We start from the raw sequence: 19,094 nt of genomic DNA on the forward strand, positions 1-19,094 counted from the left end.
GATGCTTTCGAGGCAGCAGTCTTTGTGGCGGCGGCCACAGCGTCTATGGCACGGCGGATCAGATTTGGTGCCGAAACGATCATGCGCCGTCTGCCTTCGTCAGCTGCCGGCTGCGCAGAAGATAGCGACGGAGCGCGGCTCGACGGTGAGGCCGCTGCCGACGAGCGTTTTCCAGGTCTTGGCGCCACCTGGCAGCGCGAAGCGGCGCTGTTCGTCGGTGCGGTTGAAGGCGACGGCAAGCCGGGCGGGGCCACCTGTTTCACGATCCGTGGTCTTGAGCAGCATGGCGAGCGTGCCGCCCGACGGGTCTTCCCAGTCGGGGATTTCCATCGGCTCGCCGCGCACGCTGAACCACTCGACCTCGTCGCTGCCGATGCCGAAGAAATGTGTTTCGGAGAAAACCGTGAAGCGGCTGCGCATCGCCGAAAGCGCGGCGGCATGGGAGATCAGTTCGGCGTCGGCATGCGGCCAGTCGAGCCAGGTCAGTTCGTTGTCCTGCGCATAGGCGTTGTTGTTGCCCTTCTGGGTGCGGCCGAGTTCGTCGCCTGCGGTGAGCATGATCGTGCCGCGGGTGGCGAACAGTGTTGCGAGCAGGGCCTTCACGTCGGCAATGCGGCGGTTCTGGGTGACGATATCGGTCGTGTCGCCTTCGACGCCATTGTTCCAGGAATAGTTTTCGTTGTGGCCGTCGCGATTGTACTCGCCGTTGAGATCGTTGTGTTTCTCCTCGAAGGAGACGAGATCGCGCAGTGTGAAGCCATCATGGGCGCAAATGAAATTGACCGTCCGGGTGCGGCCCGCGCCGTTGCGCTCAAATATGTTGGACGAGCCAGCGAGCACGGTGGCGATGTCACCGAGCTTGCGGCCATCGCCGCGCCAGAACATCCGCAGCGTGTCGCGCGCCCAGTCGTTCCATTCGAGGAAGGGCTCGGGGAAATTGCCGAGCTGGTATCCGCCGGGACCGATGTCCCAGGGTTCGGCGATCAGGACGCGATCGGCGAGAATGGGATCGGCCAGCATTTCGCCAAGGGTTGCCGCGTCGGAGCGGAAACCCGACATGTCGCGGAACATGATCGGCGCAAGATCGAAGCGGAAGCCATCGATGCCGGCATGGGTGACGAAATGGCGGAGCGTGTCGAGCACGAGGTCGCGCACGACGGGCTGATCGCAGGCAATCGTGTTGCCGGTGCCGGTGTCGTTGACGAGCAGGCCGGGATGGCCCTCCGGCGAGCGGTAATAGGCGAGGCTGTCGAGGCCGCGCATCGAGACGGTCGGACCGAGCTGGTCGCTTTCGCCGGTATGGTTGAAGACGAGATCGAGGATCACGCCGATATTCTCGGCATGGAGTGCCGCAACGGTGTCCCGGAGTTCCTCGATGCCGCCGGGGCAGAGGCGCGGCTCGAGCGCCATCAACGCGACCGGATTGTAGCCCCAGCTGTTGCGAAGGCCGAGGGCCCCAAGATGGCGCTCATCGATCCAGGCGGTGATCGGCATCAGCTCGATCGCCGATACGCCGATCCGCTTGAGATGGGCGACAATGGCGGGATGGGCGAGCGCCTTGATCGTACCACGCTCGTTCTCCGGAATGTCGGGATGCAGCATGGTATAGGCGCGGACATTCACCTCGTAGATCAGGCCGCCCTGGCTGAAACGTGGTGGCTGGGGGGCGACGGGCTCGGGCGCCGTTATGATCGAACGGGGAACGATAGCCTCTGTGTCGGTGCCGTAGACCGAAAGATCAGGCGAGAAGGTGAACGGGCGATCGAGAATCACGGCATAGGGGTCGACGAGCAGCTTCGACGGATCGAACCACAGGCCGTGTTCCGGCGCATAGACGCCATGGGCGCGGTAGCCGTAATGCATGCCGGCATGGGCGCCGCGGACGGTGAGGCGCCAGATGTCGTCTTCATGCCGCTCCATCGGCAGCCGGCCGATCTCATGGCCGCCGCGATCGGCGAAGAGGCAGAGCTCGATCTTGCTGGCATTGCGGGAGAAGACGGAGAATTCGACACCTTGCGGCGTGAGAACGATGCCGGGTTTGGCCATGGAACGGTCACTCTCGGACGGGTCAGCTTGATTGGGACGATTCTTAATGAATTCGTCGGGGGATGAAAGCGAATAGTTGGTGACGGAGTTGGTTTGCTTTCTTTTCGCCAAACCGGTCGTCCGTCATTCTTCCAAGACACACCTCCTCGTTCACGCGGGCGGTTCCGCCCCGTGGTTTGACCATGCACGTCTCCCGATTCCCCCGCTTTCGCAAAGGATGTCGGCCGGGGCACGAAACCGTGCCACGTTAGGTATGACTGCCTCGCGGCAGCCGATAAGGCCCGCTTCCGTGCCCCGTTCGGTGGTTTTTCCCGCGCAACTCCGGTCCCTCTGCGTCACCGAATGCCCCGGGGTGGCGGAAGCCGAGGTAGCCTTGGCCTCCACGCCCACGATGTTCTTCCGTCCTCCATCGCTGGCAGTCCGGAAGTGCCGGTCCGTCACCCCCGGCTGGCATTCGAATGCCTCCTATGCCTCACAGGCACGCCAGGCCCTTTTTCAGGCCTGAGGAGAACCATTTTCTGCGACAGGCCCTGGCATGGAGCTTTGCGTCGTCTCTCCACACCAGCAACACCGGCCCCGCCTCGACGCATCGCCATGCGTTGTAGCCGATGCGGGACGGAGTGATTCTCGCATGGCTTCGAACCCCGTGGAAAATCGAGGTTAGTGGATTGTTTTTGCTGGTGAATGCGCGGAAATTTTGGGAGAATTTATCACCCCTCATCAAGCGCGTCCAGAACTCGACTTCGTCTCGTTCGGACTTGCTATCCTCTCCCACAAGGGGAGAGGTAGACTCGCGGCAACGCCTCGCCAAAAGCGAGGTCGAGAGCGTCGCGCCCCAGGCTCCCCTGCGTTCCGTCATATGCAAAAAGGCCCGGCGAACCGGGCCTTTCGATGATCGGCAACGATCAGAATTCTTCCCAGTTCGCGCTGCTGCTACCGCCACCGGCGACCTTCCTGGGCAGGGCCTTTTCGATGCGGTTGGTGAGCTTGTGGACCGGCGATGGCGCCTGAGCGGCGGACGGCTCGTGCCGGCCTGGGGATGCGGAGCGGGTGCCGCCGATCTCGAAGGTGCCGAGCAGGGTGAACAGGGCTTCGGCCTCCTTGGCCAGGCTGTGGCTGGCAGCCGTGGATTCCTCGACCATGGCGGCATTCTGCTGGGTGCCCTGATCCATGATTGCGACGGCGCTGTTGACTTCCTTCAGGCCGGTCGCCTGTTCGCGCGAGGACTGGACGATGGCCTGGATGTTGGTGTCGATGGTCTGCACCTGGCCGACGATTTTCTGCAGCGCCTCGCCCGTCTGACCGACAAGGACGACGCCGTTCTTGACCTGATCGCCCGATGTGTTGATGAGCGCCTTGATCTCCTTGGCGGCCTTGGCGGAGCGCTGGGCAAGTTCGCGGACCTCCTGGGCGACGACGGCAAAACCCTTGCCGGCTTCGCCGGCGCGCGCGGCCTCGACGCCGGCATTGAGCGCGAGCAGGTTGGTCTGGAAGGCGATCTCGTCGATCACCCCGATGATGCTGGAGATTTCGGTCGACGACTTCTCGATCTCGCCCATGGCGACGATCGTCTTTTGCACCACTTCGCCCGATGCAATAGCGTTCTGGCGGGTTTCGGCGACCAGCTTGCCAGATTCTTCGGCCTTGGCCGAGGAATTGGCAACCGTCGTCGTGATCTCTTCGAGGGCAGCGGCCGTCTGCTCGACGGAGGCTGCCTGCTGTTCGGTTCGCTTGGAAAGATCGTCGGCGGCCGAACGGACCTGGTTAGAACCAGCGGCAATGGCCTGAGCATTCTCGCCGACGGTGCGCATGGCCGACTGGAGCTTGTCGACAGCGTTGTTATAGTCCGACCGAAGCTGTTCGAGCGCCGGCGTGAAGGCGTGGGACAGTGTCTGTGTCAGGTTGCCGGCGGAGAGTTTCTGCAGGCCGGTGGCGAGCTCGGTTACGTTGTTGACGCGGTCGGTCACGTCGGTCGCGAACTTCACCACCTTGAAGATGCGGCCATTGGGATCGAAGATCGGATTGTAAGACGCCTGGATGTAGACGACCTTTCCACTTTTGCCGATGCGCTTGAATTCCGAGGCGGCGAATTCGCCGCTTCGGAGCTTGGCCCAGAAGTCCTGATACTCGCTGCTGCGCGTGTAATCGGGATCGCAGAACATGGAATGATGCTTGCCAACGATTTCCGCGAGCTCATAGCCGAGCGTCGACAGGAAGTTCCTGTTGGCGGTGAGAATTTCGCCCGCCGGCGTGAACTCGATGATCGCCTGAGCGCGCGAGAGGGCCTCGAGCTTACCGGCATCTTCGGCGGCGCGGAGTTTTGTGGCGGTGACATCGGTCGCGAATTTGACCACCTTGTATGGCTTGCCGCCCCTGAAAATGGGGTTGTAGGACGCCTCGATCCAGACTTCGCGGCCGCCCTTGGCGATTCGCTTATACTGGCGCTGGTCGAACTTGCCTGCAGCGAGGTTTCGCCAGAATTCGGCATAGGCCGGCGATGCGGCCTCGGTTGGGTCCACGAACATCCTGTGATGCTGACCAACGATCTCCTTCCGCTCATAGCCGAGGGCGGCACAGAAGTTATCATTCGCCTTCAAGACTTTTCCGTCGAGCGAGAATTCGATGATGGCCTGAGATTTGTCCATCGCCGCAAGGATCGCATCGCTGTCGCGGGACAGGAAAGATGGCATAGTCATTGATATTGTTCCTTTGTAACCGTGGTCTTCAAACCTCCTGTCGATCTTGGTCTCCGACGAGCACCGTTGCCGACTGGCAAGAGGCATTCACTTCCTGCAGTCGTGCGACACACACTTGGTACAATCAGAGATGGACAGCTTCTCCGGACTCTTCCGGAGAGAGCGATAGTTCTCGTCTTGCAGCCGCGCATAAGCATGCGGCCTTTGCACAATACATAATGGCTTAATACAGATGTATGCTTTGAGGCCGCACACTATCTACATTAGGCGTCTTACGCATTCCGGATGATAAGTTTATTCGCCTATTATTGAGGATTAGTTAAGTATAATATACTTGATATTTTGCAGGATTATCTGGGAGATCCTGCAATTCAGAATTGCTGATGAACTGTTCAATCACAATTCTGATGCGGTTAAGGACGTGTTGCCACACGGCCGTCATCGGCCGCGAGTCGTGGCTACGATTCAATCACAGTCATGATCGGGTTGGACGTTGGAGCGGTGGTTGGCGCTCAAGCCACGTAGATTGCCGGACGGCCTTCCTTGCGCGCCTCGATGACGGCGTCGTGGGCCCGTTGCAGCAGGTCGTCGGCCGACAGGCCGGGGCCGGCAGCGCCGGCAATGCCCATATTGACCGAGAGCAGCCCGGCCAATGGATCGCCTTTCGGCGACAGTTTTGTTTCGATGGCGCCGTGGAGGCGAAGCGCGATATTCACGGCCTTGTCGGGCAGGATATCCTCGAAGATCAGCGCGAAATGCTGCGGGCCGATGCGGGCGATGAAATCGCTGCGCTTGACGGTGCGCCGAAGGATCGTTGCCAGGCGCCTGACGACGCGGTTGGCGACGGCTCCGCCGACTTCATTGGCGAGGAGTTGCAGGGCGCCGACCTCGATCAGGACCAGCGACAGGGTATGAGCGGGTTCGAGACGCCTGAGTGATTCCGACAGGCGAGTGGAGAACGCCCTCCCGTTGGGCAGGTTCGTCCGAGCATCGACCGAGGCCACGACCTCGCCGCCGGAGGCCTGCTTGTGCAGCCCGACGAGTGTTGCGCGGCTCTGCTGAAGATCGTCGAAGGCTGTGCGGGCTGAGCGGGCCAGCGCCAGCAATTGGTTATGAAGGGCCGTATTTTCCGGCGTGTTCATCTTAGTGGCGATGTGGTGCAGGGTCTCAAGATCCTGAAGGCGACCCGTGATCAACCGGTCAAGTGCGCGCACGACGACGGCGGTGTCAAAGACGACTTCACCGCCTGTATCTTGCGGTGTCTCAATAGAGGGAAATGCGGGCTTCGACAGTCGGCGCGCGGGTCTCGGCATGGTCGATCCTGCTCGTTGGTCAGTCGATCAATATAATGATAGCTCTAACAATTCATAAATCCATGCGCCATCTTCAGATCAATTGTCCGCTTAACTTTGATTTGCCGATTTAGACCGAACCTGGCGGCGGTGCCGTGTAGCGTTTGCGCACGACCGTGACCGTGCAGGGAGCGTGGGCGGCAACTTCACCCGCGACGCTGCCGATCAGCGAGCGGATGGCCGAGGATTGGCGCGCGCCCATGACGATATGATCGACCTTGTTGGCGCGGGCGAATTCGAGGATCGCATCGGCAGGGTCGACGGCCTCGACGACATGGTAGGTGATGGCGCCTTCGGCACCGCCGATCGGCTGCGCCCAGCCCTTGAGCTGGACGAGGCGGGCGACATGCTTGTTGTGGCCTTGCTCATCGAGCGAGGTGTCGAGATTGATGCGGTTGATCCTCTGGATATTGAGGCAGGCAATGCGGGCCTGTGCCGATGTCTCGACGATACGCTGGGTGGTGAGGCGAAGGGCTGTCGCGAGCTCCGGTGTGATCTGGTCGAGGTCGATCGCGACGAGGACGATCGGCGCTTCGGCATATTGGCCGGAAACGACGGCAGGCTTGTGGACGCCGAGCGGTTCGGGATTGAAGCGGCGACGGATGACCTCGGTCCAGGGATCACGCTTGAGACGCTCCGAACGGGCGGTGAGTTTGACCTGGGAGAGATCGCGGAGGTCGTTGGCGATTTGCGCCGCGGTCTGGTAGCGCCAGTCGGGCTTGACCTCCAGGCAGCGAAGGATGACCTCCTGCAGCGCCGGAGACATGTCGGGGCGCAGCGCGCGGGGCGGCCAGGGATCACGCCACAGGCGCTTGCGCAAGCCGCTCAGCCGCTGCGGATCGCCAAAGGGGCGGGTGCCGGTGGCGAAGAAATACATCAGCACGCCGAGCGCGAAGAGATCGCTGCGGAAATCGGTGCGGCGGCCGATGACCTGTTCGGGCGCCATATAGGGGGCCGTGCCATAGGGCAGGCGGAATTCCTCGGCCATCAGGTCCGGCAGGTGGATGTGGCAGGCGAGGCCATAATCGATCAGCACTGCCTCGCCCGTCGGCCGGAACATGATGTTGGAGGGTTTCAGGTCGAGATGGACGACGCTCTGGCGGTGGATCGCGTCGAGCGCATCGGCGATCTTGCTGCCGAGCGTGGCGACGTCCGCGTCGGTGCGCGGCAGGGTGTCGAGCCAGGGATAGAGCGAGGCGCCATCGATGCGTTCCATGACGATATAGGGCTGGGTGGCGAAATCGCCATTGGCGACGAAGCGCGGCACATGCGGACCGGAGAGCTTCGGCAGGATCATCTGCTCCATCTCGAAGGAAACGATCGCGGCGGGGTCGTCGCCCTCACCGATAAGCGGCACTTTCATGAGGAGCGGAAAATCGATGGGGGCCCTGGTAACGCTCCAGAGGCGGGCCATGCCGCCATTGTGCATGAGGTCGCCGATGACGAAGCCGTCGATCACATTCCCCGTCTTGAGCGACGATCTGGCCATTCAGTGTCCTCGGTAAAGGCGCGTGGCGAGCGCTTCGGGCAGGCCGGCGGCGACCACCTTCCGCGCGGCCGTATCGACATCGTAGGCGATGCGGCAGAAGCGGATTTCGCGGCTTTCGGTGTCGTAAAGTCCATAGGCTGCAGCTGGATTGCCATCGCGCGGCTGGCCGACGGCGCCCATCACGGCGAGCCATTGGCGCTGGGCAACGAGGGGTATCGTATCCGATCCATTCGGTGTGAAGGAGGTGACGCGGGCCAACGTCGAAAGACAATGGAGCGCCGGACGGTGGGTGTGACCGCAGAAGCTGACCCGGGCATCGCACGCGGAGAGATGGCGCTTGGCATCATCGGTGTCGAGCACATAGCGCCAGTCGGAAGGTGCGCTGGCTTCGGCATGGACATAGAGCCGGTCTTCGTCGTCGACGCGCATCGGAAGCGCGCCCAGGAAGGCGCGGGCGTCAGCGTCGAGGCGGTTGCGGGTCCATTCGATGGCGATACGGGCATTTGACGTCATCGACTGCGTCGACTTGGCTGCGGCGTCGTCATGGTTGCCCCGAACCGCGATCGCGCCGTCCTCGATCAGGCGGCGGGCCTTGTCGAGGCACCATTCGGGATCGGCGCCGTAGCCGACGATGTCGCCGAGCAGGACGAGACGGTCGGCGCCATGGCCGGCCACGGCATCGAGGCAGGTCTCGAAGGCCTCGCGGTTGGCATGGATGTCGGAAAGGATGGCGATCAGCACGGTTCGGGGGTTCCTCCTTGACCTACTCTAGCAATCCCGGGCGGTGAGCGCCATTCGCCGGAGGTATGAGGTCGAGCGGGCTTCGAGAGCCCATGGCGCGTGCCTGTTTTCAGGCAGATTCAATCATGCGCGGCTTGGTTTATTAACGCCCGGTATACAACCTAGGGCGAAATTTAGCGGCTCTTCGAGATTTGTTAACCAAGACGCGCGTAATGATGGGAGGAACCGTCAGGAAGACGGAAAATTTTCAATTTGGTGCATGAATTTCCGGTGACGGTGCAGAAATCTGCAGTCCATCGCTCTGATTCATGCTGAGAGGTGTCTGCAAATGACGAGTATCATCACCAATGCCGCCGCAATGGCGGCTCTCGACACCCTCCGTTCGATCAATTCGAACATGGAGGAAACACAGAGCCACGTGTCTTCGGGCTACCGCGTCGAAACGGCCTCTGACAACGCCGCTTACTGGTCGATAGCGACCACCATGCGTTCGGACAACAAGGCGCTCTCGACCGTTCAGGATGCACTGGCTTTCGGTGCCGCCAAGACGGACACCGCCTATACCGGCCTGAATTCGGCGATCGACGTCGTCACCGAAATCAAGGCCAAGCTGGTTGCCGCCCGCGAACCGGGTGTCGACAAGCTCAAAATCAATTCGGAGCTGACCGAACTCAAGAGCCAGCTGGTCTCGATCTCCGAGTCGGCTTCGTTCTCCGGCCAGAACTGGCTCTACAATGACGACTCGACGGCCAATGGCAACGTCGAAATGGTCGGTTCTTTCAACCGTGCCTCCGACAACACGGTGTCGGTCGGCCTGCTGACTTTCGACACGTCGAGTTCGACGCTCGTCGACACCAATAACGCGGCCAACGGCAAGCTGACCCAGGACGTAGCCGTCACAGTTCCCGTCGGCACCGGCACGACCACCGCCACCTACTTCCTGGTGGATGCAAGCTCAACCACCAGCGCTTCCGGCACGGAAATCGCGCTCTCTGCGGCGACGACCAACACCGACGTCGATGGCATGATCTCGGCCATCGAATCCATGCTGAGCACCCTGACCGACACTGCGGCGACGCTCGGCTCGACCAATATGCGCCTCGATTTGCAGAACGATTTCGTTGCCGACCTCATGGACGTGATCGACAAGGGCGTTGGCCGCCTCGTCGATGCCGACATGAACGAGGAGTCGACCAAGCTCAAGGCTCTGCAGACACAGCAGCAGCTCGGCATCCAATCGCTGTCGATCGCAAACTCGAATTCCGAAAACGTCCTCCAGCTCTTCCGCTAAGCGACGTTCAGGGCTCAGGCCGGGGGCGGCTGGTACCTCCGGCCGTCCTGTGATGCTACACGACGTGTCGTGACCTTTGCGCGCGTCGGATAGTTCTCGCATGGGCCGAGAAATTCGGACGAGCCTGCGTGAGCGATATCGGCCGTCCATCGCTTCGGCCGGAAAGAAAGGGCCGAAAACCGCAGTCAGGTGATCACGCTTGGCTCGTTGCGTCCCGTCCGGCTCTTGATCCCCGCGATCTCATCCGCCACCGCGATCAGATCGGCCAATGCTTCCTGCGTCTCCATGTCATGGCGTGAGGCGTCGGGCTCGTAGCGCTCGATATAAACGCGCAGCGTGGCGCCCGACGTGCCGGTGCCGGAGAGGCGGAAGACGACACGGGAGCCGCCTTCGAAGAGAATGCGGATGCCCTGGTTCTTCGAGATCGAGCCGTCGACCGGGTCGTGATAGGCGAAGTCGTCGGCCTCGCGGACCTTCAGCGCACCGAAGCTCTTGCCGGGGAGGGTGGCGAGCTGGGCGCGGAGGTTGTCGACCAAGCCATTGGCGGCGTCGGTCGCGACCTCCTCATAGTCGTGGCGGGAATAGTAATTGCGGCCGAAGGCGGCCCAGTGCTTGGTGACGATGTCCTTCACGCTCTCGTTGCGGACGGCGAGGATGTTGAGCCAGAGCAGGACCGCCCACAGGCCGTCCTTCTCGCGGACGTGGTTGGAGCCGGTGCCGGCGCTTTCCTCGCCGCAGATCGTCGCCATGCCCTCGTCGAGCAGGTTGCCGAAGAACTTCCAGCCGGTCGGCGTTTCGTAGATGCCGATGCCGAGCTTTTCGGCGACGCGGTCTGCGGCGCCGGAGGTCGGCATGGATCGGGCGATGCCGGCGAGGCCACTGGCATAGCCCGGCGCGAGATGGGCATTGGCGGCGAGCATGGCGACACTGTCGGACGGCGTGACGAAGATGCCCTTGCCGATGATCAGGTTGCGGTCGCCGTCTCCGTCGGAGGCGGCGCCGAAATCGGGGGCGCCATCGCCTGACATCATCAGATCGTACAGGTCCTTGGCATGGACGAGGTTCGGGTCCGGATGGTGGCCGCCGAAATCGGGCAGCGGGATGAAATTGAGGACCGAACCCTTGGGCGCGCCGAGGCGGTTTTCGAGAATCTCCTTGGCATAGGGGCCGGTCACTGCGCTCATCGCGTCGAAGACGACGCGGAAGCCGCCCTGGATCTTGGCGCGGATCGCCGGGAAATCGAAGAGCGTTTCCATCAAAGCCGCATAGTCCTCGACGGGGTCGATGACATTGACCTCCATGTTTTCGACCTGCTTGAGGCCGGGCACGTCGAGATCGATATCGGCCGCGTCCGAGATCAGGTATTTGTCGATGACCTTGGAGCGGGCGAAGATTGCGTCGGTGATCTTCTCCGGTGCTGGACCGCCGTTCGAGGCATTGTACTTGATGCCGAAATCCTCGGTCGGGCCGCCGGGATTGTGCGACGCCGACAGCACGATGCCGCCGAAAGCCTTGTATTTACGGATGATGTTGGAAGCGGCCGGCGTCGACAGGATGCCGCCGCGGCCGACCATGACCTTGCCGAAACCGTTTGCCGCCGCCATCTTGATCGCGATCTGGATGACCTCGCGATTGTAGTAGCGGCCGTCGCCGCCGATCACCAGGGTCTGGCCGACGAAGCCTTCGAGGGAATCGAAGATCGACTGGATGAAGTTCTCTGCATAGTTCTTCTGCTGGAAATGCGGGACTTTCTTACGCAGGCCCGATGTGCCCGGCTTCTGGTCGGAATAGGGGGTGGTCGGGACGGTGTTGATCATGGCACGGCTACCCTGTTGATGAGTGTCTTGTAGAGCGACGCATACTGACTGGCGCTGGATTGCCAGGAGACGTCGGACTTCATTGCCGCCTTCTGCAGCGATTGCCAAGTGGGCTTGTCCTCAAAAAGGCGGAAGGCGCGACGCAACGCCTGGCCGAAGCCGTGCTTGTCAATCGGCGAAAACTGGATACCGGTCGCGACCTTGGCAGCGAGCGCTGCGCCGTTGGCATCGATGATGGTATCCGACAGGCCACCGGTGCGGCCGACGATCGGGACACAGCCATAGCGCAGGCCATAGAGCTGGGTCAGACCGCAGGGCTCGAAGCGCGAGGGGATGAGGATGGCATCGGCGCCTGCCTGCATGAGATGCGAGAGCGGTTCGTCGTAACCGAACGCCACGGCAACGCGGCCGGGATGCTTCGCCGTCGCTGCCCGCATGCCTTCCTCCAATACGGGATCGCCGGAGCCGAGCACGACGAGTTTGCCGCCGTGGGCGACGATCTCGTCTGCGGCCTCGATGACCAGATCGATGCCTTTCTGCCAGGTCAGCCGCGAAACGACGCAGAAGATCGGGCCGTCCGTGGCGGCGAGGCCAAAACGCTTCTCCAGTGCCGCCCGGTTCTCGGCGCGGCGGCCGAGGTTGACGCCGTTATAGTTGGCGGCGATATGCTTGTCCTTCTCCGGGTTCCAGACGTCGTCGTCGATGCCGTTGACGATGCCGATGAGATCATGGACGCGCTCGCCGATCAGGCCTTCGAGACCCATGCCGAACTGGGGCTCGAGAATTTCCTCGGCATAGGTCGGGCTGACGGTCGTGATCGCCCATGCGGTGCGGAGCCCGCCCTTGAGAAAGCCGACATCACCGTAATATTCGGCGCCATCGACGGTGTAGGCCGCGAGCGGCAGGTCGAGCGCGGGAAAAATCTGCGCCGAGAACTGGCCCTGGAAGGCGATGTTGTGGATGGTCAGCACCGAGGGCGTATGCGGGCCGACCTCGGAATATTTGAGATAGAGCGGCACAAGGCCAGCCTGCCAGTCGTGGCCGTGGACGATGTCAGGCGCCCAGCCGGGGTCTATGCCATTGGCGATGTCGACCGCGGCGCGCGACAGCGCCGCAAAGCGCTGCCAGTTGTCGATATAGTCCTTGCCTTCCGTGTCGACATAGGGGCCGCCTTCGCGATCATAGAGCTCGGGGCTGTCGAGGATATAGAGCTCGAGGCCGGCATGTTCGGCATAGAGCAGCCGGGCCGGCTTGCCGAGCAGATCTGGAAAATCGGCAATCGCCTTGGTCTTTCCGACCTTCTTGAGCACGACCGGATAGCCCGGCATGATCGTGCGCATGGAGATCCCGAGCGGGGCGAGCGCGAGCGGCAGTGCGCCGGCCACGTCGGCCAGGCCGCCGGTCTTGATCAACGGAAAGACTTCCGACGCGACGGAAAGGATCTTCATGGCACGATGCTCCGCTCACATGCCCAGTTTGTCGATCATCGTCTGGGTGATCAGGCAAATCCCGCTTTCGGTGCGGCGGAAGCGCTTAGCGTCGAGTTCCGGATCCTCGCCGACGACGAGCCCTTCCGGAATGATGACGCCGCGATCGACGACGACATTCTTGAGCCGCGCGCGACGGTGGACCGTCACCTCCGGCAGAACGACGGCATGATCGAGATGCGAGTAGGAATTGACCCGGCAGCCGGTGAACAGCAGCGTCCGGTTGAGCGCGGCGCCAGAGACAATGCAATTGCCCGAGACCAGCGAGGACACGGCCGAGCCGCGGCGACCGGGCTCGTCATGAACGAACTTGGCTGGCGGGGTCAGTTCCGAATAGGTCCAGATCGGCCATTCGCTGTCGTAGAGGTCGAGCTCCGGGACGATGTCGGTCAGGTCGATATTGGCCTGCCAATAGGCGTCGACGGTTCCGACGTCGCGCCAATAGGCCTGGGTTTCCATCTCGGCGCGAACGCAGCTCTCGTTGAAGCGGTGAGCGACGGCCTTGCCATTCTTGACGATGTGCGGAATCAGGTCCTTGCCGAAATCCTTGGACGAGTTCGGATCGGCCGCATCGGCTTTCAGCAGGTCGAGCAGGAACTTGGTGTGGAAGACATAGATACCCATGGAGGCAAGCGCCATGGATTCGTTGCCGGGGATGCCGGGCGGATCGGCAGGCTTCTCTACGAAATCGATGATGGTGTCGGTCTTGTCGACATGCATGACGCCGAAGCCGACGGCCTCCATGCGCGGCACTTCCAGGCAGCCGATAGTGACATCGGCGCCGGAATTGACGTGCTGGCGCAGCATCAGTTCGTAGTCCATCTTGTAGATGTGGTCGCCGGCTAGGATGACCATGTATTGCGGGTTATAGGGCTCGATGATGTCGATGTTCTGATAGACAGCGTCGGCGGTGCCTTCATACCATTGGGTTTCGGAGACGCGCTGGGAGGCGGGCAGGATATCGAAGCTCTCGTTGCGCTCGGGGCGGAAGAAGTCCCAGCCGCGCTGGAGGTGGCGGATCAGGGAGTGCGCCTTGTATTGCGTGGCGACGCCGATGCGGCGGATACCGGAATTGAGCGCGTTGGACAGAGCGAAATCGATGATGCGTGTCTTGCCGCCAAAATAGACCGCAGGCTTGGCGCGCCGGTCGGTCAGTTCCTTGAGCCGGCTGCCGCGGCCCCCGGCGAGAACATAGGCCATGGCGTCACGGGCCAGTGGCTGGATTCTCTTTTCTGTCATGTCTAGTCCTCCCAGTGATACCGGTTACAAGTTAGTCCGCCAACTCGAGCCAGATGGTTGCCAGTGGCGGAAGTTGCACGACGGCCGAGATCCGGCCGCTTGCTTCCCGATGCGCGCTTACCTCCCCGGCGTTCCCCTTGCCGGATCCTCCATAGTGGCTCGCATCGGTATTCATGATTTCGCGCCAACGGCCCTCCGATGGCATCGGCACGGAATAGTGTTCGCGCGGGACAGGCGTGAAATTGCAGATGACGGCGACCGGCCTCTCGCCCGGCGCCTTGCGCAGCCAGGCATAGACCGAATTCTGGTGGTCATCGGCGATCAGCCATTCGAAGCCCTCGCCCTCGCAGTCGCGCGCGTGCAGTGCGGGCTTGTCGCGATAGAGATGGTTGAGGTCCCGCACAAGCGACTTCATGCCGGCGTGATTGGGAAAGTCGAGCAGGTGCCAGTCGAGCGAGCGCGCCTCCGACCATTCGGCCCATTGGGCGAATTCCTGGCCCATGAACAGCAGCTTCTTGCCGGGGTAGCCCCACATGAAGGCATAGTAGGCCCGGAGATTGGCAAACTTCTGCCAGTCGTCACCGGCCATCTTGGCGATCAGCGAGCCCTTGCCGTGGACCACCTCGTCATGGCTCAGCGGCAGGACGAAATTTTCCGAGAAGGCGTAGAGCAGGCCGAAGGTCAGGTCGTTGTGATGGTGCTTGCGGTGGATCGGCTCGCGCGCGAAATACTGCAGCGTATCGTGCATGAAGCCCATGTTCCACTTGAAGCCGAAGCCCAGGCCGCCGTCGTGGACGGGTGCCGAGACCTTGGGCCAGGAGGTGGATTCCTCGGCGATGGTCATGATGCCGGGATGCGAACCATAGAGATGGCGGTTCATGTCCTGCAGGAACTCGATCGCCTCGAGATTCTCGCGGCCACCATATTTGTTGGGGATCCACTCGCCTTCCTTGCGGGAATAGTCGAGGTAGAGCATCGAGGCGACGGCGTCGACCCTGATGCCGTCGCAGTGGAATTTCTCCGCCCAGTAGAGGGCCGAATTGATGATGAAGCTTTTGACCTCGCTGCGGCCGAAATTGTAGATCGCGGTGTTCCAGTCGGGATGGAAGCCCTGGCGCGGATCCGCGTGTTCGTAGAGCGAGGTGCCGTCGAAACGGCGGAGACCATGCTCGTCGGTCGGGAAATGCGCGGGCACCCAGTCGAGCAGGATCGAGATACCGGCCTTGTGGGCGCCGTTGACGAAGCGGGAAAAGGCTTCCGGTTCGCCAAATCGGGCAGTCGGCGCAAAGAGGCCCGTGGTCTGGTAGCCCCAGGACGGGTCGTAGGGATGCTCGGTGATCGGCATGAATTCGATATGGGTGAAGCCCATCTCGACGGCATAGGGGATCAGCCGGTCGCCCATTTCATCCCACGAGAGCATCTCATTGCCCTCTCCGCGCATCCAGGATCCGGGGTGAACCTCGTAGATCGAGATCGGCACGCGGCGGGCATCGACATTGCACCACCAGTCGCGGTGGGCCTTGTCGTCCCAGACCTGATCGATCTCCGGCGTCGTCATCGAGGCCGTCTTGGGCCTCAGTTCGGAGCGCCGGGCGAAGGGGTCGGCCTTCAACGGCTGCAGCGTGCCGTCGCGGGACAGGATCTCGTATTTGTAGGGCTCGCCGCCATGGATGCCGGGCAGGAAGATTTCCCAGACGCCAGTGTCGGACCGGAGCCGCATCACATGGCGGCGGCCGTCCCAGTTGTTGAAACCGCCGACAATGGAAACGCGGGCGGCATTCGGGGCCCAGACGGCGAAGTGGAAGCCGTCAGCGCCCTCGTGATGGAGGGGATGGGCGCCCATCCTGTCGAACATGCGAAGATGCGAACCTTCGCGAAGATAGTAATCGTCCATCGGACCGAGGACCGGGCCGAAGGAATAGGGATCGACGATTTCCCATTCACCGCCCGCATTGCGCGCCTTGTACTTGAGCGGCTGGCGCTTCTTGACGGAGACCTCGCCCTCGAAGAAGCCGGCATCATGGCGACGCGGCAGCGAGCCGACGTCCTCGCCCGAAAGCGTATAAGCGGTCACCTGCTCGGCATCGGGAATGAAGGTGCGGGCGACGAACTGCTTGCCGAATTCGTGCATGCCGAGCACGGCAAAGGGATTGGCGTGGACGCCGGCGACAACAGCCGCGATCTCCTCGTTGAAGATGCGGAAGTCGGGTGCCTCCTTCGACTTCTTGTCGCGCTTGGCTTCGGCCTCGCCGGTCTTCGCCGACTTCTCAGCCTCGGAGGCTTTTGCCTCGTCCTTCTTCTTTGCCGGCTTGTCCATCGCGTCCCCTCCCGTCAGGCTTTTATTTGAGCTTCGATATCTGAGGTGCTCGGCCTAAACGTCCCAGTGCTCCCCCAGGTTCAGCCTGCCTTCCAGATTTCGGATGCATATTGCCGGATCGTGCGATCCGAAGAGAACCAGCCCATGCGAGCGGTGTTGCGAACCGCCTTCGCATTCCAGCTCGCTTCGTCGGTCCAGATCTGGTCGATTTCTCGCTGGGCAATCGCATAGGCATCGAAATCGCCGGCCACCATGAACCAGTCATGCGAATAAAGGCCGTCGACAAGGCTCTGGAAGCGATGCGGATCATCCGGCGAGAAGACGCCCGTGCCGATCGCATGCAGCGCCTGCTGCAATTCCCGCGAACTCTCGATGATCGCGCGTGGATTGTGGCCCTCGGCGCGGGCCTTGGCAACTTCCTCGGTGGTCATGCCGAAGATCTTGATATTCTCGGCGCCGACATTTTCCAGCATCTCGACATTGGCGCCGTCGAGCGTGCCGATGGTCAGCGCACCGTTGAGCGCGAACTTCATGTTGCCGGTGCCGGATGCTTCCATGCCGGCGGTCGAGATCTGCTCGGAGAGGTCGGCGGCCGGCACCAGCATCTCGGCAAGCGAGACGTTGTAGTTGGGCACGAAGACGACCTTGAGCAGGCCGCGGACGGACGGGTCCGAATTGATCACGCGGGCGACGTCATTGGCCAGTTTGATGATCAGCTTGGCGTTGTGATAACTCGGCGCCGCCTTGCCGGCGAAGATCTTGACGCGCGGCACCCAGTCGCGTTCCGGGTGCGAACGGATCTGGTCGAACAGCGCGACCGCCTCGATGATGTTGAGGAGCTGGCGCTTGTATTCGTGGATACGCTTGACGTGGATATCGAACATCGCCGACGGGTCGAGCTTGAGCCCCATCCGGCTCTGGATCAGCTGGGCGAGCTTGACCTTGTTGCCGCGCTTGACGGCGGCGAACTTCTTCTGGAACTCGCCATCGTCGGCGAACGTGTCGAGCGATTTCAGCTCATCGGTATCGTCAAGGAACTTGTCGCCGATCGCCTCGCGGATCAGAGATGTCAGGGGCGCGTTGCACTGCATCAGCCAGCGGCGTGGCGTGATGCCGTTGGTCTTGTTGTTGATGCGATCCGGATACAGCTTGTGGAGATCGGCGAAGACCGTGACCTTCATAAGCTCGGTATGCAGTGCCGAGACGCCGTTGATCGAGTGTGAGCCGGTGAAGGCGAGGTTGCCCATGCGCACGCGCCGGCCGCCGGCCTCGTCGATCAGAGAGATCGCGCCGATCTGGGCGTCGTTGAACTTCTTCACCTTGCGCGCTTCGATCAGCAGCTTGGCATTGATGCCGTAGATGATCTGCATATGGCGCGGCAGCAGGCGTTCGAAGAGCGGCACCGGCCAGGTTTCAAGCGCCTCGGGCAGAAGGGTGTGATTGGTGTAGGATACAGTCCGCTGGGTCATGTCCCAGGCGGTCTCGAAATCGAAGCCGTGCACATCGCAAAGCAGCCGCATCAGTTCGGCGACCGAAACCGCCGGATGGGTGTCGTTGAGCTGGATCGATACCTTATCCGGCAGGTTCTCGAGCGTATTATACTGCTGGAGATGGCGGCGGATGATGTCCTGCAGCGAGGCGGCCGAGAAGAAATATTCCTGTCTCAGGCGCAGTTCCTGGCCGGCCGGCGTCGCATCGGCCGGATAGAGCACGCGGGCCAGCGACTCGGCCTTGTTGCTCTCCTTCAGCGCGCCGATATGGTCGCCTGCATTGAAGGCATCAAGCAGGATCGGGTCGATCGGCTGGGCGGTCCAGAGGCGGAGCGTATTGACGCGGTTGGCGCGCCAGCCGACGATCGGCGTATCATAGGCAACCGCGATGACGCGTTCAGCCGGCTTCCAGACATAGCGAGGGTCGCCATCGGCCGCGAGCACCGACTCAACAGAGCCGCCAAATCCGACCTCATAAGCGCTCTCGCGGCGTTCGAATTCCCAGGGATTGCCGTGGGCGAGCCAGGTTTCCGGCAGCTCGACCTGCCAGCCATCAGCGATCTGCTGACGAAAGAGGCCGTGGACATAGCGGATGCCGTAGCCATAGGCCGGGATATCGGTCGTGGCCATCGATTCCATGAAGCAGGCCGCGAGACGGCCGAGGCCGCCATTGCCGAGCGCCGCGTCCGGCTCGAGCGCTGCGATAACGTCGAGATCGACGCCGAGCGACTTGAGCGCTTCCCGCAGGTCGTCCATCATGCCGAGATTGGACACCGCGTCGCGCGTCAGGCGGCCGATCAGGAATTCCAGGGACAAGTAATAAACGCGCTTCGCACCGGTCTCGTATGTCTTGCGAGTCGACTCCATCCAGCGATCGATGATCCGGTCGCGGACGACCAGGATCGCTGCGATCAGCCAGTCATGCGGCTTGGCGACCTTGGCATCCTTGCCGATGCGGTAGATCAGGCGTTCGACAATATCGGCCGCCAGAACGGAAGGGTCGGATTTGCGGGGAGCGGGAACCGGAATGTCCCGGATAGCGGAGCTTTCGTTCATGGCCTGTCCGTCTTCGGTGGTACGCCTGAAAGCATTCCCTGGGAGCGAGAATACCCGGCGGCGCAACCAAGTT

11 protein-coding genes are annotated in these 19,094 nt (G+C 62.0%); 1 reads left to right on the forward strand and 10 read right to left on the reverse strand.

Annotation, left to right across the window (positions count from 1 at the left end):
- Positions 1–99: 99 nt before the first annotated feature.
- The 5 genes from glgX to AC2YI2_RS13730 all read right to left on the reverse strand — a co-directional run bounded on the left by glgX (position 100) and on the right by AC2YI2_RS13730 (position 8,324).
- Positions 100–2,046, reverse strand: a complete 1,947-nt coding sequence (glgX, locus tag AC2YI2_RS13710) for a glycogen debranching protein GlgX (protein ID WP_487387032.1) — start codon at positions 2,044–2,046, stop codon at positions 100–102.
- 905 nt (positions 2,047–2,951) lie between these two features.
- Positions 2,952–4,742, reverse strand: a complete 1,791-nt coding sequence (locus tag AC2YI2_RS13715; protein ID WP_487387033.1) for a methyl-accepting chemotaxis protein — start codon at positions 4,740–4,742, stop codon at positions 2,952–2,954.
- A 512-nt stretch (positions 4,743–5,254) separates the two neighbouring features.
- A complete protein-coding gene (locus AC2YI2_RS13720) occupies positions 5,255–6,055 on the reverse strand; it encodes a GGDEF domain-containing protein (protein WP_487387034.1) in 801 nt (266 codons plus the stop codon).
- A gap of 109 nt (positions 6,056–6,164) precedes the next feature.
- Positions 6,165–7,583, reverse strand: coding sequence for a protein kinase domain-containing protein (locus tag AC2YI2_RS13725; protein WP_487387035.1), 1,419 nt, complete (start codon positions 7,581–7,583; stop codon positions 6,165–6,167).
- Entirely contained in the window at positions 7,584–8,324 is a 741-nt protein-coding gene (locus AC2YI2_RS13730) for a metallophosphoesterase family protein (RefSeq protein WP_487387036.1), read from the reverse strand.
- 328 nt (positions 8,325–8,652) lie between these two features.
- On the opposite strand from AC2YI2_RS13730, the gene AC2YI2_RS13735 reads away from it, so the two are divergent.
- A complete protein-coding gene (locus AC2YI2_RS13735) occupies positions 8,653–9,615 on the forward strand; it encodes a flagellin N-terminal helical domain-containing protein (RefSeq protein ID WP_487387037.1) in 963 nt (320 codons plus the stop codon).
- Positions 9,616–9,800: 185 nt separating this feature from the next.
- Here the strand turns inward: AC2YI2_RS13735 and AC2YI2_RS13740 are convergent, their stop codons facing one another.
- The 5 genes from AC2YI2_RS13740 to AC2YI2_RS13760 form a co-directional block, all read right to left on the reverse strand.
- Positions 9,801–11,432 carry an alpha-D-glucose phosphate-specific phosphoglucomutase gene (locus AC2YI2_RS13740; protein WP_487387038.1) on the reverse strand — a complete coding sequence of 544 codons (1,632 nt, stop codon included), beginning with the start codon at positions 11,430–11,432 and terminating at the stop codon, positions 9,801–9,803.
- Positions 11,429–12,880: a glycogen synthase GlgA gene (gene glgA / locus AC2YI2_RS13745; protein WP_487387039.1), complete on the reverse strand. Its 1,452-nt coding sequence runs from the start codon at positions 12,878–12,880 to the stop codon at positions 11,429–11,431. The genes AC2YI2_RS13740 and glgA overlap by 4 nt, the downstream gene beginning before the upstream one ends.
- Positions 12,881–12,895: 15 nt before the next feature.
- Positions 12,896–14,158: a glucose-1-phosphate adenylyltransferase gene (glgC, locus tag AC2YI2_RS13750; RefSeq protein WP_487387040.1), complete on the reverse strand. Its 1,263-nt coding sequence runs from the start codon at positions 14,156–14,158 to the stop codon at positions 12,896–12,898.
- Positions 14,159–14,189: 31 nt separating this feature from the next.
- Complete coding sequence (gene glgB, locus AC2YI2_RS13755; protein ID WP_487387041.1) at positions 14,190–16,475, reverse strand: 1,4-alpha-glucan branching protein GlgB; 2,286 nt, start codon at positions 16,473–16,475, stop codon at positions 14,190–14,192.
- 80 nt (positions 16,476–16,555) lie between these two features.
- On the reverse strand, positions 16,556–19,021 hold the full coding sequence (locus AC2YI2_RS13760) for a glycogen/starch/alpha-glucan phosphorylase (RefSeq protein ID WP_487387042.1): 2,466 nt from the start codon (positions 19,019–19,021) through the stop codon (positions 16,556–16,558).
- Positions 19,022–19,094: the final 73 nt, after the last annotated feature.

Source organism: Rhizobium sp. SRI_017 (assembly GCF_057586295.1).

Bases quoted from the DNA above. Each gene is read 5' to 3' on its own strand.
- glgX (WP_487387032.1), bottom strand. From the start codon at position 2,046: ATGGCCAAACCCGGCATCGTTCTCACGCCGCAAGGTGTCGAATTCTCC.
- AC2YI2_RS13715 (WP_487387033.1), bottom strand. From the start codon at position 4,742: ATGACTATGCCATCTTTCCTGTCCCGCGACAGCGATGCGATCCTTGCG.
- AC2YI2_RS13720 (WP_487387034.1), bottom strand. From the start codon at position 6,055: ATGCCGAGACCCGCGCGCCGACTGTCGAAGCCCGCATTTCCCTCTATT.
- AC2YI2_RS13725 (WP_487387035.1), bottom strand. From the start codon at position 7,583: ATGGCCAGATCGTCGCTCAAGACGGGGAATGTGATCGACGGCTTCGTC.
- AC2YI2_RS13735 (WP_487387037.1), top strand. From the start codon at position 8,653: ATGACGAGTATCATCACCAATGCCGCCGCAATGGCGGCTCTCGACACC.
- AC2YI2_RS13740 (WP_487387038.1), bottom strand. From the start codon at position 11,432: ATGATCAACACCGTCCCGACCACCCCCTATTCCGACCAGAAGCCGGGC.
- glgA (WP_487387039.1), bottom strand. From the start codon at position 12,880: ATGAAGATCCTTTCCGTCGCGTCGGAAGTCTTTCCGTTGATCAAGACC.
- glgC (WP_487387040.1), bottom strand. From the start codon at position 14,158: ATGACAGAAAAGAGAATCCAGCCACTGGCCCGTGACGCCATGGCCTAT.
- glgB (WP_487387041.1), bottom strand. From the start codon at position 16,475: ATGGACAAGCCGGCAAAGAAGAAGGACGAGGCAAAAGCCTCCGAGGCT.
- AC2YI2_RS13760 (WP_487387042.1), bottom strand. From the start codon at position 19,021: ATGAACGAAAGCTCCGCTATCCGGGACATTCCGGTTCCCGCTCCCCGC.